This is a genomic window from Streptomyces sp. NPDC050856 (assembly GCF_040653855.1).
GTDB lineage: Bacteria > Actinomycetota > Actinomycetes > Streptomycetales > Streptomycetaceae > Streptomyces.
The window spans coordinates 56602-78266 of sequence record NZ_JBFAGV010000022.1 but is presented as its reverse complement, the minus strand read 5'-3'; the positions used below and the strand labels follow the sequence as shown (position 1 = coordinate 78266).

Genomic DNA, 21665 nt, shown 5'->3' with positions numbered 1-21665 from the left:
CCGCGGTCGCGCCGTGCCAAGCTTGGGTGTATGCAGCCTTCCGTCCCGGCTCCCGGCCCGTCGTCCGCCCCCGGCTCCGCCCCTCGGTACGACGAACGTCTCACCGCCCCCCGGTCCTGGTGGCTGATCGCCGTCCTGGTGGCCGTCTCGGGCGGTCTGATCATGCTGCCGCTGGGCACCCTCCCGCTGCTCGGCGGGCTGATCCTGGCGGGCGCGCTGGCGGCGGTGGGGGTCAGCTCCTACGGCTCGGCCCGCATCCGCGTGGTGGCGGGCTCGCTGGTCGCGGGGGACGCCCGGATCCCGGTGTCGGCGCTGGGCGAGCCGGAGGTGCTGGACGCGGAGGAGGCACGCGCCTGGCGTACCCACAAGGCGGATCCGCGCGCGTTCATGCTGCTGCGGGGCTACATCCCGGAAGCGGTGCGGATCGAGGTGACGGATCCGGCCGACCCGACTCCGTACGTCTATCTGTCCAGCCGTGCGCCCGGCGCCCTGGTGGCGGCGCTGGCGCAGGTGCGCGCCGAGTCGGAGCGCACGTCGGGGGCCGGCGGCCGGGGCTAGAGGCCGAGCTCCCCGGGGTTGGCCGGCTGCTCCAGCGCGGGCAGCTCGGGCAGGGCGTCCCAGGGCACCTGGCGGCGGCGCAGGTCCGTTCGGATGCGTTCGGCGAGGTTCCTGGTGTCGCGGTGGTTCATCACCGCGCCGACGGCCGCGCCGACCATGAAAGGCATCAGGTTCGGCAGGTTGCGGATGGTGCGCTTCATGATCCGCTGGCGCAGTTCGCGCTTCATCCGGTTGCCGAGGGCGGCGTTGACGGTGGTGGGCCTGGTGACGTCGATGCCGCGCTCCTCCGTCCAGGAGGTCAGGTACGCGCTCGCGCGTTCCCTGAGGTTGCCCGGTGGCCGCAGGCCGTAGACCTCGTGCAGCTCGGCGATGAGCTTGAGCTCGATCGCCGCGACGCCGGTGATCTCCGCGGCCAGCTCGGCCGGCATCGCGGGGGGTACGGGGAGCATGGCGGCGGCGCCGACGCCCGCTCCGACGGTGGAGGTGGCGTTGGCAGCGCCCGCGACGAGCTTGTCGGCGAGTTCCTCGGGGCCGAGGCCGGGGAACTGCTTGCGCAGGGCGGCCAGGTCCCGGACGGGAACGCGCGGGGCGGTGTCGATGATGCGGTCGGCGAGATGGGCCAGGCCCGCCCTGGCTCCCTCGCGTCCCTTCCTCACGCCGTGCCTGACGGCGTCCATGCGGCGTCCCCTGACCGGGGCCCCGTCCTCCCGCGCTGCTGCGAGCGAGGCCGGGTGGCCCCGCTCGTCGTGACGTGCGTCGGGGGAGGGCAGGGGAGCGGAGTGCTCGGCGGGCGCGTCGGGAGCGCCTTGTGCCGGGCCGGCGCCGCTCCGATACGTCTCCGGCTTCCTACGGAGCCGGAAACGTCGCTTCCGGGACGGGGTGTCGCCTGCCACGGCCGATCGACCTCAGTCGCAGTCTCGGCAGATGGGCTGACCGTTCTTCTCGCGCGCCAGCTGGCTGCGGTGGTGCACGAGGAAGCAGCTCATGCAGGTGAACTCGTCGGCCTGCTTGGGCAGGACCCGGACGGCGAGTTCCTCGTTGGAGAGGTCCGCGCCGGGCAGTTCCAGGCCCTCGGCGGCCTCGAACTCGTCGACGTCGACCGTGGAGGTCGACTTGTCGTTGCGCCGGGCCTTCAGTTCTTCAAGGCTGTCCGAGTCGACGTCGTCGTCGGTCTTGCGTGGGGTGTCGTAGTCCGTTGCCATGTCGCTCTCCCCCTCTGGGTGTTTGCGGTGTCTCCAGCGCACGTAACGCGTGAGAGGCCGGACTTGTGCCCGACCTGAGGCGGAGATTTTGCCTCACATCAAGGTCTGTTACTCAATCGACACCCAACCGGACCCCTCGGGAGCGATCGGGTTTGGGTGGCGAAGGGGACCGTACACGGTCCTCAGGTCGTGCTTGGCGGGCGCCACCCCGTGTACTTCCCGTGATCAGACCCCCGGGAAACCCGGACTTTTCCCGGTTTTCCGGGGAATTGTTGATCACGGAGAGTAGATGGTCGGAATTGACCTTCTGTGATCGATCACACAGGGATTCACCGGGGGCCGCCCCCGAGGATTCCGCGCAAAGCGAACACGTTTTCTCCTCCGACCCCGCTGGGTCACGTGGGCAGGGTGACCCGCATCACGAGCCCTCCGCCCTCGCGGGGCTCCGCGATGATACGGCCCCCGTGGGCCCGCGCGACCGACCGGGCGATCGACAGGCCCAGACCGACGCCCTTGTCGCTGCCGGTGCGGTCCTGCCGCAGCCGCCGGAACGGCTCGAAGAGGTTGTCGATCTCGTAGGCGGGGACCACCGGGCCGGTGTTCGACACCACCAGCACCGCCTGGCCGTGCTGGACCTGGGTGATCACCTCCACCCACCCGTCCTCCGCCAGGTTGTAGCGCACGGCGTTCTGCACCAGGTTCAGGGCGATCCGCTCCAGCAGCACGCCATTGCCCTGCACCACGGCCGGCGCGCGCTCGCCGCGGATCTCCACGCCCTTGGCCTCGGCCTCGGCACGCGTCTGGTCGATGGCCCGCGAGGCCACCTCGGCCAGGTCGACCGGCTTGCGCTCGACGATCTCGTTGTCGCTGCGGGCGAGCAGCAGCAGCCCCTCGACCAGCTGCTCACTGCGCTCATTGGTGGCCAGCAGGGTCTTGCCGAGCTGCTGGAGCTCCACCGGGGCGCCCGGGTCGGAGAGGTGCACCTCCAGCAGCGTGCGGTTGATCGCCAGCGGTGTGCGCAGCTCGTGCGAGGCGTTGGCGACGAACCGCTGCTGGGCGGTGAACGCCCGCTCCAGCCGGTCCAACATGTCGTCGAAGGTGTCCGCGAGCTCCTTGAGCTCGTCGTCCGGGCCGTCCAGCTCGATGCGCCGGGTGAGGTCGGAGCCGGCCACCTGGCGGGCGGTGCGGGTGATCCGGCCCAGCGGGGACAGCACCCGGCCCGCCATCGCGTAGCCGAAGGCGAAGGCGATGATGCTCAGCCCCAGCAGCGCGAACAGCGACCTGCGCAGCAGGTCGTCCAGCGCGTGCTGGCGCTGCTCGTTGACGCAGGCGTTCATGGCCGCGTTGAACCGGTCGGCGTCGGCCCCGACCGGGAAGGTGCACGCCTCGCTGGTCACCTCACCCTTGACGATGCGGAACGGCAGCTCGTTGCCCACGTGCATCGCCTGCGCGGCCAGCAGATAGATGATCGACAGCAGCAGGATGCCGGCGATCAGGAACATCCCGCCGTACAGCAGGGTGAGCCGTATCCGGATCGTCGGGCGCAGCCAGGGGCGGACCGGTTCCCTGGGGTCCCAGGTGGGTTTCGGGGGCGCCTGTGGTGGCGCGGGAGTCGTCGCCACGGCGGTCAGATCCGGTAACCGGAGCCGGGCACGGTGACGATCACCGGCGGCTCCCCGAGCTTGCGGCGCAGCGTCATGACCGTGACCCGTACGACGTTGGTGAACGGGTCGGTGTTCTCGTCCCAGGCCTTCTCCAGGAGCTGCTCGGCCGAGACGACCGCGCCCTCGCTGCGCATCAGGACCTCCAGCACGGCGAACTCCTTGGGGGCGAGCTGGATCTCCCGGCCGTCGCGGAACACCTCGCGGCGGTTGGGGTCGAGCTTGATCCCCGCCCGTTCGAGGACCGGCGGCAGCGGCACGGTCGTCCGCCGGCCCAGCGCCCGCACCCGCGCGATGAGCTCGCTGAACGCGAAGGGCTTGGGCAGGTAGTCGTCCGCGCCCAGCTCCAGGCCCTCGACGCGGTCGCTGACGTCGCCGGACGCCGTGAGCATCAGGACCCGGGTGGGCATGCCCAGGTCGACGATGCGGCGGCAGACGTCGTCCCCGTGCACCAGCGGCAGGTCGCGGTCCAGGACGACCACGTCGTAGTCGTTGACCCCGACGCGCTCCAGGGCGGCGGCCCCGTCGTACACGACGTCGACAGCCATGGCCTCCCGGCGCAGCCCGGTGGCCACCGCATCGGCGAGCAGTTGCTCGTCCTCGACGACGAGTACGCGCACGGTGTTGTTCCTTCCTCCGAGCCCGGACGGATCCGGGCAGGTCTCCCACACTGACTGTGCGTGTCCATCCTGCCCCGTACGCGCGTAAACCGGCTGTAAGGCGGCCTGCGGCCGCCCGGCACCGGCCCGTGGCCGGCGGCCGTTTCCGGCTGTTCACCCGACTCGCCACCCGGTTGAGGTTTTCTTGAGGGAAGCGCTGGGGAGGACGACTGCACACCCGAGATCACGCCCGTCTGTGGCGCGCCACAAGCCGCTCTGTCCCCAGGCAGGTCCGTGCGTGATCGTCCGACCGATCCACCCTCGGCACACCCCCGTGCCACCGACCCATGACGAGGGGGCGCACGATGGACGCTTTCACCGCAGGACTCCTGCAGCGCATAAGGGCCACGGAGACCGACCTCACGCGGGCTCGCGAGACGGGCGACGACTTCCTCGCGGACGTCGAACAGGCCGAGCTCGAGGATCTGCACCGCCTGGCCGCCGAGCACGGCGTGGAGGTCGCCCGCACCGCCGTGACCGCCTGACCGCCTGACCGCCCCGCCGGCGGTCGGCGGACCCGGCGCGCCGGCACGTGAAGGGCCCCGGTGCCTCCCTCGGGCACCGGGGCCCTGCCGCGTGCGCGGCGCCCCTCACCGGGCCGCCCGGCACCGCCTAGTCGTGCCAGGCCCCGTACTCCTCCAGGAGCCGCTGGAGCGGCTCGAAGACCCCCGGCGGGGCCGCCACCGTCAGCTCCCCCGACGGCGGGCCGCCGGGGCGGCCCCCGGTCAGGGCGCCGGCCTCGCGGGCGATCAGGGCCCCGGCGGCCAGGTCCCAGGGGCTGAGGCCGCGCTCGTAGTACCCGTCCAGACGGCCGGCGGCGACGTCGGCCAGGTCGATGGCGGCCGAGCCGCCGCGGCGGATGTCGCGCACCAGCGGGATGAGCCGGTGCGCCACCTCCGCCTGGTGGGAGCGGACCGCGGTCACGTAGTTGAACCCGGTCGACACCAGGGCCCGCTCCAGCGGTGCGGCGGGCCGGCAGCGCACGGCCCGGCCGTTGAGACGGGCCCCGCCGCCGAGGACCGCGTGGAACGTCTCCCCGCGCATCGGCGCCTCGACGACGCCCACCACGGTCTCCCCGTCCCGCTCGGCGGCCACGGAGACCGCCCAGGTGGGCAGGCCGTACAGGTAGTTCACCGTGCCGTCCAGCGGGTCGACCACCCAGCGGATGCCGCTGGTCCCCTCGGTGACGCCACCCTCCTCGCCGAGCAGGCCGTCGTCGGGGCGGTGCTCGGCCAGGAAACCGGTGATCAGCTTCTCCGCCGCGATGTCCATCTCGGTGACCACGTCGATGGGGCTCGACTTGGTCGCCGCCACCTCCAGGTCGGCCGGCCGGCCGTCGCGCAGCAGCGCGCCGGCCCGGCGGGCGGCCTCCAGGGCCAGGTCCAGCAGTTCGGTCAGCAGCGGGTCGGACACGGCGTCTCCTCAGGCGTAGGGGCTGTCGGCGCCCGCCGCCGCGGGCCGCTGGGTCCTGGCCGGGCAGCAGCCGACCGGGCACAGGTCGTGCGAGGGGCCCAGGGCGCCCAGCAGGCACCGCTCCACGGCGGTGCCCCGCTCGGCGGCAGCGCGTTCCAGGAGCAGGTCGCGGACGGCGGCGGCGAACCGGGGGTCGGCGCCGACGGTGGCGGACCTGCGCACCGGCAGCCCGAGCTCGGCGGCCTTGGCGGTGGCCTCGGTGTCCAGGTCGTACAGGACCTCCATGTGGTCCGACACGAACCCGATCGGCACCATCACGGCCGCGGGCGCCCCGGTGGCGTGCAACTCCTCCAGGTGGTCGCAGATGTCCGGCTCCAGCCACGGGATGTGCGGGGCGCCGCTGCGCGACTGGTACACGAGCCGCCAGGGGTGCTCGACGCCGGTCTGCTCCCGTACCGCCTCGGCGACCAGCCGGGCGACCTCCAGGTGCTGGGCGACGTACGCGCCGCCCTCGCCGTGCTCCTCCACCGGGCCGGAGGTGTCGGCGGCGGAGAGCGGGATGGAGTGCGTGGTGAAGGCGAGGTGGGCCCCCGCGCGGACGGTCTCGTCCAGCTCGGCCAGGGACGCCAGGACGCCCTCGACCATGGGCCGGACGAACCCGGGGTGGTTGAAGTAGTGCCGCAGCTTGTCGACGCGGGGGCGGGGCAGTCCTTCCGCCTCCAGCGCGGCGAGCGCGTCGGCCAGGTTCTCGCGGTACTGGCGGCAGCCGGAGTAGGAGGCGTACGCGCTGGTCGCGAGGACGGCGATCCGGCGGCGCCCGTCGGCGACCATCTCGCGCAGGGTGTCGGTCAGGTACGGCGCCCAGTTCCGGTTGCCCCAGTACACCGGGAGGTCCAGGCCGGCGGCGGCGAAGTCCTCGCGCAGCGCGGCGAGCAGCGCGCGGTTCTGGTCGTTGATGGGGCTGACGCCGCCGAACAGGAAGTAGTGCTGCCCCACTTCCTTGAGCCGTACCTTGGGGATGCCCCGGCCCCTGGTCACGTTCTCCAGGAACGGGACCACGTCGTCGGGGCCCTCGGGCCCGCCGAAGGAGAGCAGCAGGAGGGCGTCGTAGGGAGCTGGATCACGCTGATCGGACATGGATCGATCCTGCCACCCGGGTCCGACGGCGGGGAAACCCCGGTGCGTGGACACGCGGGCGGAACGTAAGCTGTCAAGGCTGCCCATACGGCTTACCGGAGTACTCCTTGCCCAGTCCCTACCGCGCGATCTTCGCCGCCCCCGGCACCGTGGGGTTCTCCGCCGCGGGCTTCCTCGGCCGGATGCCCCTGGCCATGATGGGCATCGGCATCGTCACCATGGTCTCCCAGCTCACCGGGCGCTACGGGCTGGCGGGCGCGCTCTCCGCGACGCTGGCGGTCTCCGCCGCCGTGCTGGGCCCGCAGATCTCCCGCCTGGTCGACCGGCACGGTCAGCGCCGGGTGCTGCGCCCGGCCACCCTCGTCGCGGTCGCCGCCGTCGCGGGGCTGCTGGTCTGCGCCCAGCAGGACTTCCCGGAGTGGACCCTGTTCGTCTTCGCCGCGGCGGCCGGCTGCGTGCCCAGCGTGGGCGCGATGACCCGGGCCCGCTGGGCGACGATCTACCAGGGTTCCGCGCGTGAGCTGCACACCGCGTACTCCTTCGAGTCGATCGTCGACGAGGTGTGCTTCATCTTCGGCCCGATCGTCTCCATCGGCCTGTCCACCATCTGGTTCCCGGAGGCGGGCCCGTTGCTGGCGGCGCTGTTCCTGCTGGCCGGCGTCTGGTGGCTGACCGCGCAGCGCGGGACCGAGCCGAAGCCGCACCCGATCGAGCAGCACACCGGCGGCAGCGCCCTGCGCTCCCCCGGCCTCCAGGTCCTGGTGGCCGCCTTCGTGGCCACCGGGGCGATCTTCGGCGCGGTCGACGTGGTGACGGTGGCGTTCGCCGAGGAGCGGGGCCACAAGGCCGCGGCCAGTCTGGTGCTGGCGGTGTACGCGCTGGGCTCCTGTCTCGCGGGCGCGGTGTTCGGGCTGCTCCACCTCAAGGGCGAGCCGTCCCGCAGGTGGGTCCTGGGGGTCTGCGCGATGGCCGTGAGTATGATCCCCCTCCAACTGGCCGGGAGCCTGCCGTTCCTGGCCGTGGCGCTCTTTGTCGCGGGCCTCGCCATCGCACCGACGATGGTGACGACCATGGCTCTCGTCGAAGCGCACGTACCGCGCACCAAACTGACCGAGGGCATGTCCTGGACGAGTACGGGGCTCGCGGTCGGCGTGGCGCTCGGCTCCTCGGCCGCCGGCTGGGTGGTCGACGCGCACGGGGCGGCGGCGGGGTACGCGGTGCCCGGAGTGTCGGGGGTGCTCGCGGCCGCGGTGGCGTTCCTGGGGTACCGCCGGCTCAGGGGGCCGGTGCCGACTCGGGAGGGGCAGCGTGAGCGGGACGCGCGACAGTCTGACCAGGGCCACATGGCGTAACTGGGCGGGGAACGTGGCCGCCAGACCGGCACGGGAGGCCCGCCCGGCCTCGGTCGCGGAGCTCGCCGAAACGGTCCGCCGGGCCGCCGGGGAGGGCCTGCGCGTCAAGACCGTCGGCACCGGCCACTCCTTCACCGCGATAGCCGCGACCGACGGTGTGCTGGTCCGGCCCGACCTGCTCACCGGGATCCGGCGGATCGACCGGCGGGCGATGACCGTGACCGTGGAGTCCGGGACACCGCTGAGGCGGCTGAACACGGCCCTGGCCCGGGAGGGCCTGTCGCTCACCAACATGGGCGACATCATGGAGCAGACGGTCGCGGGCGCGATCAGCACCGGCACGCACGGCACCGGACGGGACTCGGCGTCCATCGCGGCCCAGATCAGCGAGCTGGAGCTGGTCACGGCCGACGGCCGGGTGATGACCTGTTCCCGCGAGGAGCACCCCGAGGTCTTCGCGGCCGCCCGGATCGGGCTCGGCGCGCTCGGCGTGATCTCCGCGGTCACCTTCGCGGTGGAGCCGCTGTTCCTGCTCACCGCGCGCGAGGAGCCGATGACCTTCGACCGGGTCACCGAGGAGTTCGAGGCGCTGTACACGGAGAACGAGCACTTCGAGTTCTACTGGTTCCCGCACACCGGCAACTGCACCACCAAGCGCAACAACCGCAGTGCCGGCCCGGCGAACCCGCCCGGCCGGATCAGCGGCTGGATCGAGGACGAGTTCCTCTCCAACGGGCTCTTCCAGGTGGCCAACGCGATCGGCCGGGCGGTGCCCGCGACCGTCCCGGCGATCGCCAGGCTCTCCAGCCGGGCCCTGTCGGCCCGTACCTACACCGACATCCCGCACCAGGTCTTCACCAGCCCCCGCCGGGTGCGCTTCCTGGAGATGGAGTACGCCCTTCCGCGCGAGGCCGCCATCGGGGCGCTGCGCGAGCTGAAGGCGATGATCGACCGCTCGCCGCTGCGGGTGAGTTTCCCCGTGGAGGTGCGCACCGCGCCCGCGGACGACATCCCGCTCTCCACCGCGTCGGGCCGCGACAGCGCGTACATCGCCGTGCACATGTACAAGGGCACGCCCCACCGGGCCTATTTCACGGCGGCGGAACGCATCCTGACGGCGCACGGGGGCCGGCCGCACTGGGGCAAGCTGCACACCCGCGACGCCGGGTACCTCGCCGGCGTGTACCCCCGGTTCGGGGAGTTCACCGCGGTGCGCGACCGGCTGGACCCGGACCGGCTGTTCGGCAACGACTACCTGCGGCGGGTGCTGGGCGACTGAGCCGGCCGGTCAGGGAGCGGGGGTCGGCGGCGTCGGTACCGCGTCGTCCTGGCCGCTCCCGCCATCCTGGCCCCCTTGACCTCCCTGGCCGGTGGAGGGCGCGGGGGCGGAGGGCCGGGCGGGGTCCTGGGACGGGCCCTCGTCCTGGTCCTGCCCCTGCGGGCCTTCCTGGTCCGGGCCCGGCGCCGTACCGCCGTCCGCGGGCCGCGAGGGCGACGGGGCGGACGTGGAGGGGGACGGGGACGCGGCGCCGGAGGTGCCGTCCCGGCCCGTGGCGCCGTCGCCGTCCGGGGTGCCGCCGGGGTCCGGGCCGTGTCCGGGGCGGCCGTCTTCGTGGCCCGGGTCGGGCGCGGGGTCCGGGGAGGACGGCTCGGGCCGGGCGTCACCGCCACGGACCACGGAGCTGACCGTGGTCCCCTTGCCGCCGCTGAGGTCCTGTCCGGCGGCCAGCTCGTAGACGGTGATGCCCGCCATGGCGAGGAAGAAGACCAGAGCGGCGGCGAGGACCGGTCGTTTCCAGCCACGCACACGTGCCCCGTGGACGGTGGCGGCACCGAACTGCCCGTCACCGGCCGGTGGCACGTCGGACGGGAGCGGCGCCGTGGCGCCGGCCGCCGGACCACGGCGGCGCGAACCCAGCGGCGCACGACGGCCCTTGACCGGCGCCGCGGCCTGCACCGTGACCACGCGTACCCGCTCACCTGTGCTTTTGAACAGGTGTTGGAAGACGGATCCGCCGCAGGTGGCGATGACGCTGATCACTCCGGCGCCGGCGATCGTGCCGTACACGCCCATCTTCGAGGCGAGCGTGGCGGCCAGGACCGCGGCGACCGCGCTGCCCGCGACCTGTGCGGCGCTGAGGTCCAGTCGCTTCTTCTCCCCTTCCGTCCGGTTGTTCACCCCATCGGGCTTATTCAGCTTCTGATCCATGTGCGCCCTTTGATCACCCATCTGTCCCAGCATGCAATGTCAGAGGACCGATCAACGAATGCGAATAGTTCCGTTTCTACCGGTTCTGTGAAGGACGACACGTACGGGGTGGGCGCGCGGGGCCCCAACTGCCGCACCCGGGGCAAACTTCGGCGGCGCGCCGGTCCACCCCGCTGGCCCGAATGGAGTACTGTGGCGAATCCTGGGCCCCGGTCCTCGACCGGTGTCCGGAACCAACGGGAGGGGGCCGAAAACGGCACTCGATCCGGCGGCGCCGCGGTACGGCACGGAGGCCTGCCGCGTGGAGTGACGACATCGGTCACCCTGCGTGGCAAAGAGGTAACCGTGCCATAACGGCGTTCCAGGGCCCACGCCCGACACGCCGGGCAACTCGGCAAGGTTGTGGCAGGCTGCACCCGGGCAGGCCACACTCGACTAGCGGAAGCAGCGACGCAGGTGACGTCGGCAGGCACCACCCGGGAGGTCCCCATGCCCGAACTGCGTGTCGTGGCCGTCTCCAACGACGGCACACGACTGGTGCTGAAGGCTGCTGACAGCACGGAGTACACCCTCCCGATCGACGAGCGCCTGCGGGCCGCCGTCCGCAACGACCGCGCCCGCCTCGGCCAGATCGAGATCGAGGTGGAGAGCCACCTGCGGCCCCGGGACATCCAGGCACGGATACGTGCCGGTGCCTCCGCCGAGGAGGTCGCCCAGCTCGCGGGCATCCCCGTCGAGCGGGTGCGCCGCTTCGAGGGGCCGGTGCTCGCCGAGCGGGCCTTCATGGCCGAGCGCGCCCGGAAGACCCCCGTACGCCGCCCCGGTGAGAACACCGGGCCGCAGCTCGGCGAGGCCGTGCAGGAGCGGCTGCTGCTGCGTGGCGCCGACCGGGACACCGTGGCCTGGGACTCCTGGCGCCGGGACGACGGCACCTGGGAGGTGCTGCTGGTCTACCGGGTCGCCGGTGAGGTGCACTCGGCCAGCTGGACCTACGACCCGCCGCGCCGGCTCGTCCAGGCCGTGGACGACGAGGCGCGGGCGCTGATCGGCGAGACCGATGACGCGGTGGCGGTCCAGGAGCCGAGCTTCCCCTTCGTACCGAGGATCGCGCGGCTGCCGCGCGACCGGCCGCTGGACCGGGCCCTGGACCGGCAGATGGAACGCCCGGTGGCGCCCGCGCCGGCCGTCGACGCCGAGGAGGAGTCCGAACGGGACTCGCTGACCAGCCTGCTGGAGGCGGTGCCCAGCTTCCGGGGCGACATGGTGGTGCCGGAGCGCCCGGCCGCGCAGGAGTCCACGGTGGCCGAGCCCGGCGAGGAGGCGGAGGCCGAGGAGCCGCCGGCCGCGTCGGCGGGCGCGGGTTCGGCGTACGCGGATGTGCTGATGCCGCGCGCGGTGAGCGGTCACCGTGACCGGCTGACCGGTACCACGGACCGTCAGGCCGAGGCGGACGGTGTCCGCCCGGGCCGCCGGGCGGCGGTCCCGAGCTGGGACGAGATCGTCTTCGGCACGCGGCGCAAGAAGCAGGAGTAGCGACGGGCGCGGTGGCGCGCGGGACACGACGTGCACGGCGTCCCCCGCGCGGCACCGCCCGTGTGCCGCGCGGCACCGCCCGTGGACCGGACCGGCCGCCGGCCGGTGAACCGGGTCAGCCCCGGCCGGGTCCGGTGGCGACGGGCCGGGCGGGGTCCGAGGACCACTCCGACCAGGAACCCGCGTACAGCGCCGCCCCGATGCCCGCGATCTCCAGCGCCAGCACCTCATGGGCACCCGAGACGCCCGAGCCGCAGTAGACGCCGACCTCCGGCGCCTCGGTGGCACCCAGGGTCTTGAAGCGGGCGGCCAGGGCCTCGGCCGGCAGGAAACGGCCGTCCGCGTCGACGTTCTCCGTGGTCGGGGCCGAGGCGGCGCCCGGGATGTGACCGCCCACGCGGTCGATCGGCTCCACGTCGCCCCGGTAGCGCTCGGCGGCCCGGGCGTCCAGCAGCAGGCCCGAGCGGGCCAGGGCCGCCGCCCCGTCCGCGTCCAGCAGCGGCAGCGCGCCCGGCTCGGGGCGGAAGTCACCGGGCTCGGGGTCGGGTGTCCCGGTGGACAGCTCGCCCCGCCAGGCCGCGAGCCCGCCGTCCAGGACCCGTACGTCCGGGTGGCCCGTCCAGCGCAGCAGCCACCAGGCCCGGGCGGCGGCCCAGCCCTGCCCGCCGTCGTAGACGACGACCCGGGAGGAGCCGCGGACGCCTGCCCGGCGCATCACCTCGCCGAACTCCGCCACGTCGGGCAGTGGGTGGCGGCCGGCGGCACCGGGCGGGCCGGCCAGTTCGGTGTCGAGGTCGACGTAGACGGCACCGGGGAGGTGGCCGGCGTCGTAGGCGGGGCGTCCGGGGGGGCCGCCCAGCTGCCAGCGGACGTCCAGCAGGACCGGGGGGCGCGGCCCGGCGAGCTCGTTCGCCAGGTCGGGCGCGGAAACGATGGGTGTCATGCTGCCATCCTCGCGCAGCCGGGCAGGCGCGGTGACGGGGTCGCGCGGACCGGTGACGGGAATCCGGGCTTCCTCCTGCCGGATCGCGCCAACACGCGGCGCGGCCGGAGGGCACCGCGCGGCCGGTGGTGCAAGCATCTGACGGGGCGTCGAACCGGTGGCTGACGCGGCTCGCGCCCGGTCCCCCGTACGGCCACGACGACGGTCCGAGGAGAGAGTGACGATGACCGAGCCGGCTCGGCGCAAACCCGGTACACCCTGTTGGGTGAGCTTGATGGTGCGCTCGCTCGACGTGACGCAGGAGTTCTACGGGGCGTTGTTCGGATGGCGGTTCCGGCCCGGGCCGCAACAGCTCGGGCTCCGGGTACGGGGCCTGCTCGGCGACCGGGAGGTCGCCGGAATCGGCCAGCTTCCGGCCGACCGGGACCTGCCGCCCGCGTGGACGACCTACCTGGCCTCCGACGACGCCGACGAGACCGCCGAAGCGATCCGCTCCGGCGGCGGCACGGTCGCCGTCGGGCCGATCCAGGCCGGGGACGCCGGCCGGCTGGCGATCTGCTCGGACCCCACCGGCGCGGTCTTCGGGATCTGGCAGGCCGGCGCGCATCCGGGTACGGCGGTGGCCGGCGCTCCCGGGACACCGGCGTGGTACGAGCTGCTGACGCAGGAGACCGAGGCGGTCGGCAAGTTCTACAAGACGGTCTTCGGCTTCGAGCTCGACCCGCTGGTCTCGGCCGACCAGGACCTGGTGACCCTGCGGGTGGGTGACCGTCCGGTCGCCTCGCTGCACGGTGCCGGCAGCGCGCTGCCGCGCGACCGGGGCGCCCACTGGATGACCTGGTTCGAGGTCGCGGACACCGACGAGGCGGCCCGGCGGGTCACCGGGCTCGGCGGTCAGGTGCTGCGGCCGCCCCGGGACGACGCGGCCGGCCGGACGGCGACGGTCGCGGACCCGGAGGGGGCCGTCTTCACGATCGTACGGTCGGCCGGGCGCTGAGCCGGTCGGACGCCTCCACGGGCAGGACGTCCGGCGAGAGCGCCGCCGCGCGGGCGGTGGCGGCGGTCATACGGCGGCGGTGGTGGCGGCGGCACAGCACCTCGTACCCCACCTCGTCACCCGCGTTGACGTCCCCGACGACGACCTGGGCGCCCTCGACGACCATCACCCCGCCGACCGTGCGCGCGTTGTGCGTGGCGCGGGCACCGCACCAGCACAGCGCCTCCACCTGGAGCACCTCCACCCGGTCGGCCAGCTCGACCAGGCGCTGGGAGCCGGGGAAGAGCTTGGAGCGGAAGTCGGTGGTGATGCCGAAGGCGAAGACGTCCAGTTCCAGGTCGTCCACGACCCGGGCGAGCTGGTCGATCTGCTCGGGCGCCAGGAACTGCGCCTCGTCGGCGATCACATAGTCGCAGCGCCCGCCCTGTGAGAGGTGGGCGACGAGGTACGCGTAGAAGTCGAAGCCCTCGGCGGCCTCGACGGCGTCCGTGACCAGGCCGAGCCGGGAGGAGAGCTTGCCCTCGCCGGCCCGGTCGTCACGGGTGAAGATCATGCCCTGGAGGCCGCGTGCGGACCGGTTGTGCTCGATCTGCAGAGCCAGGGTGCTCTTTCCGCAGTCCATCGTTCCGGAGAAGAACACCAGCTCGGGCATGGGGAAGTGACGACCTTTCGGGGTCTGGCGGTGGTGGGGCTTACGAGCGTACTTCGAGGAGCGGCACGAGCTGCTCGGCGGCGGTCATCGAACCGTGCACACCGACCATGGCCGACTCGTGCGGCTCGTTGACGGACGCCGTGATCACCACGTCGTCGTGCGCGGCGGCGACCACGTCACCGATCCGGCCGTGCACCCGCTCGTCGATCCGGGGCCCGAACCAGCCCGCCTCGACGGCCTCCTCGCGGCTCGCCACCCAGAACTGCTCGCCCAGCACCTCGCGCCAGCAGGCCAGGACGTCGGCCTGGGCCCCGGGCACGGCGTACACATGGCGGGCCCGGCCCTCGCCGCCCAGCAGGGCGACTCCGGCGCGCAGCTCCCAGTCCTCGTCGAAGTCGATGCGGGACCGCTCGTCGAAGGGGATGTCGACCATGCCGTGGTCGGCCGTGACGTACAGCGCGGCACGCGGCGGGAGCTGCTCGGCGAGGCGCTGGACCAGCCGGTCGACGCACATGAGCTGGCCGCGCCAGGCGTCGGAGTCGACACCGAAGCGGTGGCCGCTGCCGTCCAGTTCGCTGTAGTACGTGTAGATCAGCGACCGGTCGCCGGCCGCGAGCTGCTCGGCGGCCAGGTCCATGCGCTCCTCGCCGGTGAGCCGGCCGTGGAACGTTCCTCCGCTGAGAGCCACCTTGGTGAGCGGGGTGTCGCGGAAGGTCGGGGAGGAGACCTGGGCGGTGTGCACCCCGGCCGCGTCCGCGAGCTGGAAGAGGGTGGGGTACGGCTGCCAGGCGCCCGGGTCGGTGTACGGCCGCCAGCGGAGCTGGTTCATCAGCTCGCCCGCGTCGGGGTCGCGCACCGTGTAGCCCGGCAGGCCGTGCCGGCCGGGCGGCAGTCCCGTACCGACCGAGGCGAGCGAGGTCGCGGTGGTGGCGGGGAAGCCGGCGGTCAGCGGGCGGCCGGTGCCGCCGCGCGAGGAGCCGAGCAGCGAGGTGAGGTAGGGCGCCTCGTCCGGGTGGGCCTTGATCTGCTCCCAGCCGAGACCGTCGATCAGGAACACGCAGTTGCGGTCGGCCGGGGCCAGCTCGGCGATGCGGTGCTCGCAGCCCGGTACACCCTGGGCGGCGGCGAGCGTGGGCAGCAGGTCGGCGAGGGAACCGGAGCCGTACTCGGGGACGGGCGCGGTGTCGAGGGCGAGCGGGACCGGCTCCTCGGGCCAGGCGGACGCCGTGTGCGCGGGCTGGACCATCAGCGGGTGGCCGCGGTGGCTTCGGACAGCGCCTGGGCGAAGGCGAGCGCCTGGCGCACGGTCTCGGGGCCGTCGCCCGCCTCGCTCACCCGCAGGCTCAGGTCGTCGGCGGTGGAGTTGCCGGTGTAGCCGTGGTCGGCCTCGCAGTTGGGGTCGCCGCAGGCGGCGGGCTCCAGGTCGATCCGGGACACCGCGCCCCAGCCGATGGTGAGCACGACCTCGCGGGGCAGGGTGCCCGGCGTGTACGACTCGGGGTTGGCGACCACGCGGCTGAGCACCACCGAGGAGATCCGGCCGAGCTTGACCGACTCGGTGGAGGTCGTGGCGTACGGCGTCGGGGAGCTGGTGTCGGCGTTCTGCTCGTCGGTGTGGCTGACGATGAAACGGTTGGCCGTCAGGACCAGGACGGTGACGTGGCGGCGCACCTCGTTGGCGTCGAAGGTGGTCTCCTGATGGACCAGGTACGAGGCGATCGGCTCGCCGCCGACGGCGGCCTCCACCGCCTCGGCCACGAGGGCCGGGTAATAGCCGCTGCGCTCGATCGCCGCGCGCAGCCCCTGGGTCGTCGTACCGGTCTTCGCCATGGACTCCATCCTACGGGGGCGCGGTGACTGCGCGGGACGCTGCGCGGGGCGGATCCCGGAGAGCCCCGGCACGGGCGCCGGGTCAGTAGTCGGGCAGCCGGCGGGGGCCGACGTCGCCGTGGGCCCGCGGCGGGGCGAGGCGGACGGTCGCGCTGAGCACGGCGAGGCCGCGCGGGGCCACGACGACCGGCTCCAGGACGACGGTGACGATCTCGGGGTGGTCGTCGACCAGCCGCGACACGCGCAGCAGGAGCTCTTCGAGGGCCGGGGTGTCGACGGGCGCGGAGCCGCGCCAGCCGAACAGCAGCGGCGCCGTCCGGATGGACCGGATCTGTTCGGCGACGTCCCGGTCGGTGGCCGGGACGAGCCGGTGCGCGGTGTCCCCGAGCAGTTCGGAGGCCGCGCCCACCAGCCCGAAGGACAGCACGGCACCGGCCGCCGGGTCGATGGCGGCGCGGACGACGGTGTCCACCCCGCGCGGGACCATGGCCTGCACGACCGGCTGGAGTTCCACCGGCCTGCCCAGGGCCGCGGTCAGCTCGGCGTACGCGGTGCGCAGCTGCTCCTCGGTGGCCAGGTCGAGGCGGACGCCCCCGAGGTCGGGGCGGTGGCGCAGGTGCGGGGCGGTGGTCTTGAGCGCGACGGGGTAGCCGAGCCGCCCGGCGGCCCGTACGGCGGTGTCCGGGTCCGGGGCCGGCAGGGTGGGCCGTACGTCGATGCCGTACCGCCCGAGCAGCTCGCGGGTCTCGCCGGGCGCCAGGGTGATCCCCTGCTCGCCCACCCGTCCCCCTTGCCCGGCCTGGCCAGGGCCGCCGGGGTGGCCAGGGCCGCCGGGGTGGCCAGGATCGCCCGGGTCGCCGCCGAGCAGCCGCTCGATCAGCGCGGCGGCCCCGGCCTCGTCGATTCCGTCCAGTTCCGGCACCCGTCCCGGCTCGGCGGCCTGCCGCCGCCACCGCGCGTACCGCACCGCCTCGGCCAGCGCCCGGACGGCCCGTTCGGCCGCCGGGTAGGCGGGGATGCGGTGGTGGTCGGCGACGGAGGTGGCCTCCGGGGCGGGCCGGGCGGGCAGGGCGGATGTGGCAGGCGGGGCGGAAGGGGCCGCTGGGGCCGGCCGGGCGCCGGGGGCGGGTGGCGCGGTGGGGGCTGCCCCGGTGGCGGAGACCGACGGGGAAAGGGGCGCGGGCGTGGCGCCGGGGGCCGGCGGCAGCGATGGTGCCGGTGGCACCGGTGGTGCCCACGGTGCCTCGCTGTCGTGCCCGGCCCGGCGCGCCTCCCGCGCCGGGGCCGTACTGGTGGCCGCGGCCAGGGCGTCGGCCAGCGCGCCCATCTCGACGTGGACCACCAGGACCGGTTTCGCCGGGGAGGCGGCCGAGGCGGCGCGCAGGGCGTCGGCCAGCACCTGGCCGTCGCCGGACTCGGTCGTCCCGTTCTCACCGACCCAGGGGATGGCGGTGACCACGACCGCGTCGCAGGCGTCGTCCCGCAGCGCCCCTGCCAGGGCCACGCGGAAGTCCTCCGGGGTCGCGGCGGTCGTCAGGTCCAGCGGTGGCAGCGGGCGCAGCCCCTCGGTCAGGCAGGCGTCGTACGTCAGCAGGCCCAGCGACTCGGAGTTGCCGAGGATCGCCACCCTCGGGCCCGCCGGGAGCGGCTGGCCGGCCAGCAGCAGGCCGGCGTCGACCAGCTCGGTGACCGTGTCGACGCGGATCACGCCGGCCTGCCGGAGCAGGGCGGAGACCGTGGCGTGCGGGATGCGGGTGACCGGCACGGCGTGGCCCGGCGGGGCGCTGCCGCTGTGCCGGGCGCCCTTGACCACGACGACCGGTTTGACCGCCGCCGTGCGCCGGGCGAGCCGGGTGAACTTGCGCGGGTTGCCGATCGATTCGAGGTAGAGCAGCACGACATCGGTGTCGGGGTCCTCGTACCAGTACTGAAGGATGTCGTTGCCGGAGACGTCCGCCCGGTTGCCGGCCGAGATGAAGGACGACAGGCCCGCCCCGCGCCGGTGCAGCCCGGACAGCAGGGCGATGCCGATGGCGCCCGACTGGGTGAACAGCCCGATCCGCCCGGTGGCCGGGGACCCCGGCGCGAGGGAGGCGTTGAGCCGGACGGCCCCCGCGGTGTTGATGACGCCGAAGGCGTTCGGGCCGATGATGCGCATGCCGTACGAGCGGGCCTGGCGGACCAGCTCCCGCTGCCGCTCCCGCCCGTCGGCGCCCTGCTCGGCGTAGCCGGCGGAGAGCACGACCAGCCCCTGGACGCCGTGTTCGCCGCAGTCGGCGACGGCCTCGGGGACGCGCTCGGCCGGTACGGCGACGACCGCCAGGTCGACCGGCTCGCCGATGTCGCCGACCGAACGGAAGGCGGGCACGCCGTCGAGCGAGGCGCCCTCCTCGGGCAGGGCACGGTTGACCGCGTAGGTGCGTCCGGTGAACCCGGCGCCCAGCAGGTTGCGCAGCACGGTGCGGCCGACGCCGCCGGGGGCGCGGCCGGCGCCGATGACGGCGACCGAGCCGGGCGCGAGCAGACGCTGCACGGAGCGCGCCTCGGCGCGCTGCTCGCGGGCGCGCTGCACGGCGAGCGACCGGTCGGTGGGCTCCAGGTCGAGCTGGAGGCGGACCGCGCCGTCCTCGAAGCTGCGCTTCTGGGTGTACCCGGCGTCCGTGAACACCTTGATCATCTTGGTGTTGGCGGGCAGCACCTCGGCCGCGAACCGCCGGATGCCGCGCTCCCGGGCGACCGCCGCGATGTGTTCCAGCAGCGCGGAGGCGACACCCCGGCCCTGGTGGGCGTCCTGGACCAGGAAGGCGACCTCGGCCTCGTCGGCGGGGGCGCCGGCCGGACGCCCCCGTTCGTCGATCCGGTCGTAGCGGACCGTGGCGATGAACTCGCCGCCGACGGTGGCCGCCAGGCCGACCCGGTCGACGTAGTCGTGGTGGGTGAAGCGACGCACGTCCTTGGCGGAGAGCCGGGGGTACGGCGCGAAGAACCGGTAGTACTTCGACTCGTCCGAGACCTGCTCGTAGAAGCTGACCAGACGGTCCGCGTCGTCGGTGGTGATCGGCCTGATCCGCGCGGTGCCGCCGTCCCGCAGCACCACGTCGGCCTCCCAGTGGTCGGGGTAGACGTGCTCCGGCTGATCCGACGGGGTCCGCATGGGGCAAGGGTACGGTGAGACCACCCGGCACGACATGAGAGACTGGTCTAGACAACCGCTAGGACTCGAAGGGCAACACCATGGCTGAGCGCCGCGTCAACGTCGGCTGGGCCGAGGGCCTGCACGCCCGCCCCGCCTCCATCTTCGTCCGTGCCGCCACGGCCGCCGGCGTCCCCGTGACGATCGCCAAGGCCGACGGCAACCCGGTCAACGCCGCGTCGATGCTCGCGGTGCTCGGCCTGGGCGCGCAGGGCGGCGAGGAGGTCGTACTCGCTTCGGACGCGGAGGGAGCGGACGCCGCCCTGGACCGCCTGGCGAAGCTGGTCTCCGAGGGACTCGACGAGCTCCCCGAGACGGTCTGACCCGTCCGGTCGCCCGCGCCGCCGCGCGGCCGAGGAGACATCACGGCCGAGCCGTATCGCCCTGGAATTCCGGGCGGTACGGCTCCGCTGTTTTTCCGCGGAGAATTCTCCCGGGTACGTCATTTCGCCGGGGAATTCCGGGCGCGGAAAACAGCACCCGGTCCGGCGCCCCCTCTGTATACGGCCGCGCCGTTAATTCCGGGCGCCGGCCGTGTTGACGGGATGTTGCGAAGTCCTCACCCGGCCGGAGAGCGGCTCGGGGCGGCGCAGCCGGTGGGCGCCCAGCGAGCGCTCCGCGTGCAGCGCGGTGAGCGCCCGGGCCCGTTCCGCGTCACCGCGCGCCACGGCGTCGACGATCGCGCCGTGCTCGGCCCAGGTCTCGACCGGCTGGGCGGTCCTGTCGACCGCGTACATCCAGTCGATCTTGTGCCGGAGCTGGGTGAGCAGCGCCGTCAGCCCCGGGCTGCCGGACGCCTGGGCGAGCGTCTCGTGGAACCAGCCGCCCAGCGAGCGCAGGTCCTCGCCCTGCCCCCGGCGGGCCCGCTCCTGACCCAGCCTGACCAGGCCGCGCAGCACCTTGAGGTGTGCCTCGGTACGGCGCCGGGCCGCCCGGGCTGCGCCGAGCGGTTCCAGCAGCGTACGGATCTCCAGCAGGTCGGCGGCCTCCTGCTCGGTGGGCTCGGCGACGCAGGCCCCGATGTGCCGGCGGCTGACCACGAACCCCTCGGACTCCAGGGTCCGCAGCGCTTCGCGGACCGGGACCCGGGAAACGCCGTAGCGGCGCGCCAGCTGCTCCTCGGTGAGCCGGCCGCCCCGCTCCAGGACACCGGAGACGATGTCGTCGCGGATCGCCGTGCACACCGAGTGCGCAGGAACGCGCATACCGAACCTCCGACTTGATCCGTGTGGCACCAGTTGTTCGACGTCTGTTCGGCAACTCTATTGCAGCGGGCCGGAATTTCCGATCCCGGAATGTTGGATTCGGGGAAATCTCCCGGCCGGAAGGCGGCTGTTCCCGGCTGCGGCGCGGGGGCCCGGTCCGGCGCGAGCCCGGCGGTTCCGGATGCGGGGCTTTGGCTGCGGGTGCGGGTGCGGGTGCGGGGCTTTGGCTGCGGGTGCGGGGCCGCGGCGAGCGGCGGGGCACGGGAGCGGGTACGGCGAAGGCCCCGGCCACCAGGACGGTTCCTGGCGGGCCGGGGCCTTCGCGAAGCGGTGTGCGCGGGGTCAGACGTTGACGCCGTGCGAGCGCAGGTACGCCACGGGGTCCATGTCGGAACCGTACTCGGCGCTGGTGCGGGCCTCGAAGTGCAGGTGCGGGCCGGTGGAGTTGCCGGTCGAGCCGGACAGGCCGATCTGCTGGCCCGGGGTCACCGTCTGGCCGGCCGAGACCTGGACGGCGGACAGGTGGCCGTACTGGGTGTAGGTGCCGTCCTGCATCCGGATCACGACGTTGTTGCCGTACGCGCCGCCCCAGCCGGCCTCGACGACGGTGCCGGAGCCCACGGAGACGACCGGGGTGCCCGAGGCGGCCCGGAAGTCGACGCCGGAGTGGCTGCCGGAGGACCACAGCGAGCCGCCGGACCGGTAGCCGGTGGTGACGTACGAGCCGCTGATCGGGGACTGGAAGGAGTTGAGCCGCTTGCGCTCGGCGTCCCGGGCGGCGCGCTCCCGGGCCTCGCGGGCAGCCTCGGCGCGGGCCTCGGCCATGCGCTTGGCCTCCGCCTCGGCCCTCGCCTTCGCCTCGGCCTCCTCGGCCTCGCGCTGCTGGGCCTCGGCCTGCTCGTCGACCTGGTCGGCCAGCGTGTCGGTGATGACGGCCTGGTTGAGGCCGGTGTCCTCGAGGGAGCGGACGTCCGCGTCGGCGGCGAGCGCCGGGGAAGCGAGGGTGGTGATGACCCCGGTGGTGGCCAGTGCCGCGACACCGGCGGCGCCGGCGCGCGTACGGGTCATGCGGCTGGGGGCACGGTGCTTCCCGGTGGCACGGGTGAACGCCATGAAGGGGC

At 73.8% G+C, this 21665-nt stretch carries 21 protein-coding genes; 7 read left to right on the top strand and 14 right to left on the bottom strand.

Going from position 1 to position 21665, the window contains the following annotated elements; translation table 11 throughout:
• Nucleotides 1-30: 30 nt before the first annotated feature.
• Nucleotides 31-558: a DUF3093 domain-containing protein gene (locus AB0H53_RS20160; RefSeq protein ID WP_362114852.1), complete on the top strand. Its 528-nt coding sequence runs from the start codon at nucleotides 31-33 to the stop codon at nucleotides 556-558.
• Here AB0H53_RS20160 and AB0H53_RS20155 read toward each other — a convergent pair.
• From AB0H53_RS20155 to AB0H53_RS20140, 4 genes are all read right to left on the bottom strand, one after another.
• Nucleotides 555-1451 carry a hypothetical protein gene (locus AB0H53_RS20155; protein WP_362114849.1) on the bottom strand — a complete coding sequence of 299 codons (897 nt, stop codon included), beginning with the start codon at nucleotides 1449-1451 and terminating at the stop codon, nucleotides 555-557. The genes AB0H53_RS20160 and AB0H53_RS20155 overlap by 4 nt on opposite strands.
• Before the next feature lie 12 nt (nucleotides 1452-1463).
• Nucleotides 1464-1760, bottom strand: a complete 297-nt coding sequence (locus AB0H53_RS20150) for a DUF4193 domain-containing protein (protein WP_003955561.1) — start codon at nucleotides 1758-1760, stop codon at nucleotides 1464-1466.
• Nucleotides 1761-2155: 395 nt separating this feature from the next.
• Nucleotides 2156-3382, bottom strand: a complete 1227-nt coding sequence (locus AB0H53_RS20145) for a HAMP domain-containing sensor histidine kinase (protein WP_362114846.1) — start codon at nucleotides 3380-3382, stop codon at nucleotides 2156-2158.
• A 5-nt stretch (nucleotides 3383-3387) separates the two neighbouring features.
• Nucleotides 3388-4041, bottom strand: coding sequence for a response regulator transcription factor (locus AB0H53_RS20140; protein ID WP_362114843.1), 654 nt, complete (start codon nucleotides 4039-4041; stop codon nucleotides 3388-3390).
• A 344-nt stretch (nucleotides 4042-4385) separates the two neighbouring features.
• On the opposite strand from AB0H53_RS20140, the gene AB0H53_RS20135 reads away from it, so the two are divergent.
• Complete coding sequence (locus AB0H53_RS20135) at nucleotides 4386-4565, top strand: hypothetical protein (protein ID WP_362114840.1); 180 nt, start codon at nucleotides 4386-4388, stop codon at nucleotides 4563-4565.
• Between the two features lie 127 nt (nucleotides 4566-4692).
• On the opposite strand, the gene AB0H53_RS20130 is transcribed toward AB0H53_RS20135, so the two are convergent.
• Nucleotides 4693-5493, bottom strand: a complete 801-nt coding sequence (locus AB0H53_RS20130) for an inositol monophosphatase family protein (protein WP_362114837.1) — start codon at nucleotides 5491-5493, stop codon at nucleotides 4693-4695.
• A gap of 9 nt (nucleotides 5494-5502) precedes the next feature.
• On the bottom strand, nucleotides 5503-6630 hold the full coding sequence (locus AB0H53_RS20125; protein WP_362114834.1) for a ferrochelatase: 1128 nt from the start codon (nucleotides 6628-6630) through the stop codon (nucleotides 5503-5505).
• A gap of 107 nt (nucleotides 6631-6737) precedes the next feature.
• Here AB0H53_RS20125 and AB0H53_RS20120 point away from each other — a divergent pair, with 107 nt between their 5' ends.
• Both AB0H53_RS20120 and AB0H53_RS20115 read left to right on the top strand, forming a co-directional pair.
• On the top strand, nucleotides 6738-7982 hold the full coding sequence (locus AB0H53_RS20120; RefSeq protein ID WP_362114831.1) for an MFS transporter: 1245 nt from the start codon (nucleotides 6738-6740) through the stop codon (nucleotides 7980-7982).
• Nucleotides 7939-9261, top strand: a complete 1323-nt coding sequence (locus AB0H53_RS20115) for a D-arabinono-1,4-lactone oxidase (RefSeq protein WP_362114828.1) — start codon at nucleotides 7939-7941, stop codon at nucleotides 9259-9261. The genes AB0H53_RS20120 and AB0H53_RS20115 overlap by 44 nt, the downstream gene beginning before the upstream one ends.
• A gap of 9 nt (nucleotides 9262-9270) precedes the next feature.
• On the opposite strand, the gene AB0H53_RS20110 is transcribed toward AB0H53_RS20115, so the two are convergent.
• Nucleotides 9271-10191 (bottom strand): hypothetical protein, encoded by a 921-nt coding sequence (locus AB0H53_RS20110; RefSeq protein WP_362114821.1) that lies wholly within the window; start codon nucleotides 10189-10191, stop codon nucleotides 9271-9273.
• Nucleotides 10192-10680: 489 nt separating this feature from the next.
• Here AB0H53_RS20110 and sepH point away from each other — a divergent pair, with 489 nt between their 5' ends.
• The gene (gene sepH / locus AB0H53_RS20105) at nucleotides 10681-11724 is read left to right on the top strand and encodes a septation protein SepH (RefSeq protein WP_362114818.1); all 1044 of its coding nucleotides are present in this window, start codon (nucleotides 10681-10683) and stop codon (nucleotides 11722-11724) included.
• 115 nt (nucleotides 11725-11839) lie between these two features.
• Here sepH and AB0H53_RS20100 read toward each other — a convergent pair whose 3' ends face one another.
• Complete coding sequence (locus AB0H53_RS20100; RefSeq protein WP_362114815.1) at nucleotides 11840-12667, bottom strand: sulfurtransferase; 828 nt, start codon at nucleotides 12665-12667, stop codon at nucleotides 11840-11842.
• A gap of 223 nt (nucleotides 12668-12890) precedes the next feature.
• On the opposite strand from AB0H53_RS20100, the gene AB0H53_RS20095 reads away from it, so the two are divergent.
• Nucleotides 12891-13664, top strand: a complete 774-nt coding sequence (locus tag AB0H53_RS20095; RefSeq protein ID WP_362114812.1) for a VOC family protein — start codon at nucleotides 12891-12893, stop codon at nucleotides 13662-13664.
• Here AB0H53_RS20095 and AB0H53_RS20090 read toward each other — a convergent pair.
• The 4 genes from AB0H53_RS20090 to AB0H53_RS20075 all read right to left on the bottom strand — a co-directional run bounded on the left by AB0H53_RS20090 (nucleotide 13636) and on the right by AB0H53_RS20075 (nucleotide 19300).
• Nucleotides 13636-14316 carry a thymidine kinase gene (locus AB0H53_RS20090; RefSeq protein ID WP_362114809.1) on the bottom strand — a complete coding sequence of 227 codons (681 nt, stop codon included), beginning with the start codon at nucleotides 14314-14316 and terminating at the stop codon, nucleotides 13636-13638. The two genes, AB0H53_RS20095 and AB0H53_RS20090, sit on opposite strands and share 29 nt — an antisense overlap.
• A 40-nt stretch (nucleotides 14317-14356) precedes the next feature.
• Nucleotides 14357-15562, bottom strand: coding sequence for a nucleotide pyrophosphatase/phosphodiesterase family protein (locus AB0H53_RS20085; protein ID WP_362114806.1), 1206 nt, complete (start codon nucleotides 15560-15562; stop codon nucleotides 14357-14359).
• Entirely contained in the window at nucleotides 15562-16155 is a 594-nt protein-coding gene (locus AB0H53_RS20080) for a DUF5998 family protein (RefSeq protein WP_362114803.1), read from the bottom strand. The genes AB0H53_RS20085 and AB0H53_RS20080 overlap by 1 nt, the downstream gene beginning before the upstream one ends.
• A gap of 73 nt (nucleotides 16156-16228) precedes the next feature.
• On the bottom strand, nucleotides 16229-19300 hold the full coding sequence (locus AB0H53_RS20075) for a GNAT family N-acetyltransferase (protein WP_362114800.1): 3072 nt from the start codon (nucleotides 19298-19300) through the stop codon (nucleotides 16229-16231).
• Nucleotides 19301-19380: 80 nt separating this feature from the next.
• Between AB0H53_RS20075 and AB0H53_RS20070 the strand changes: the two genes are divergently transcribed.
• Nucleotides 19381-19662, top strand: a complete 282-nt coding sequence (locus tag AB0H53_RS20070) for an HPr family phosphocarrier protein (RefSeq protein WP_362114797.1) — start codon at nucleotides 19381-19383, stop codon at nucleotides 19660-19662.
• Between the two features lie 192 nt (nucleotides 19663-19854).
• Here the strand turns inward: AB0H53_RS20070 and AB0H53_RS20065 are convergent, their stop codons facing one another.
• Nucleotides 19855-20544 carry a GntR family transcriptional regulator gene (locus tag AB0H53_RS20065; protein ID WP_362114794.1) on the bottom strand — a complete coding sequence of 230 codons (690 nt, stop codon included), beginning with the start codon at nucleotides 20542-20544 and terminating at the stop codon, nucleotides 19855-19857.
• A 342-nt stretch (nucleotides 20545-20886) separates the two neighbouring features.
• A complete protein-coding gene (locus AB0H53_RS20060; RefSeq protein ID WP_362114792.1) occupies nucleotides 20887-21657 on the bottom strand; it encodes a M23 family metallopeptidase in 771 nt (256 codons plus the stop codon).
• Nucleotides 21658-21665 lie beyond the last annotated feature (8 nt).

Bases quoted from the DNA above. Each gene is read 5' to 3' on its own strand.
- AB0H53_RS20160 (WP_362114852.1), top strand. From the start codon at position 31: ATGCAGCCTTCCGTCCCGGCTCCCGGCCCGTCGTCCGCCCCCGGCTCC.
- AB0H53_RS20150 (WP_003955561.1), bottom strand. From the start codon at position 1,760: ATGGCAACGGACTACGACACCCCACGCAAGACCGACGACGACGTCGAC.
- AB0H53_RS20135 (WP_362114840.1), top strand. From the start codon at position 4,386: ATGGACGCTTTCACCGCAGGACTCCTGCAGCGCATAAGGGCCACGGAG.
- AB0H53_RS20125 (WP_362114834.1), bottom strand. From the start codon at position 6,630: ATGTCCGATCAGCGTGATCCAGCTCCCTACGACGCCCTCCTGCTGCTC.
- AB0H53_RS20110 (WP_362114821.1), bottom strand. From the start codon at position 10,191: ATGGATCAGAAGCTGAATAAGCCCGATGGGGTGAACAACCGGACGGAA.
- sepH (WP_362114818.1), top strand. From the start codon at position 10,681: ATGCCCGAACTGCGTGTCGTGGCCGTCTCCAACGACGGCACACGACTG.
- AB0H53_RS20100 (WP_362114815.1), bottom strand. From the start codon at position 12,667: ATGACACCCATCGTTTCCGCGCCCGACCTGGCGAACGAGCTCGCCGGG.
- AB0H53_RS20095 (WP_362114812.1), top strand. From the start codon at position 12,891: ATGACCGAGCCGGCTCGGCGCAAACCCGGTACACCCTGTTGGGTGAGC.
- AB0H53_RS20090 (WP_362114809.1), bottom strand. From the start codon at position 14,316: ATGCCCGAGCTGGTGTTCTTCTCCGGAACGATGGACTGCGGAAAGAGC.
- AB0H53_RS20085 (WP_362114806.1), bottom strand. From the start codon at position 15,562: ATGGTCCAGCCCGCGCACACGGCGTCCGCCTGGCCCGAGGAGCCGGTC.
- AB0H53_RS20080 (WP_362114803.1), bottom strand. From the start codon at position 16,155: ATGGAGTCCATGGCGAAGACCGGTACGACGACCCAGGGGCTGCGCGCG.
- AB0H53_RS20075 (WP_362114800.1), bottom strand. From the start codon at position 19,300: ATGCGGACCCCGTCGGATCAGCCGGAGCACGTCTACCCCGACCACTGG.
- AB0H53_RS20070 (WP_362114797.1), top strand. From the start codon at position 19,381: ATGGCTGAGCGCCGCGTCAACGTCGGCTGGGCCGAGGGCCTGCACGCC.
- AB0H53_RS20065 (WP_362114794.1), bottom strand. From the start codon at position 20,544: ATGCGCGTTCCTGCGCACTCGGTGTGCACGGCGATCCGCGACGACATC.
- AB0H53_RS20060 (WP_362114792.1), bottom strand. From the start codon at position 21,657: ATGGCGTTCACCCGTGCCACCGGGAAGCACCGTGCCCCCAGCCGCATG.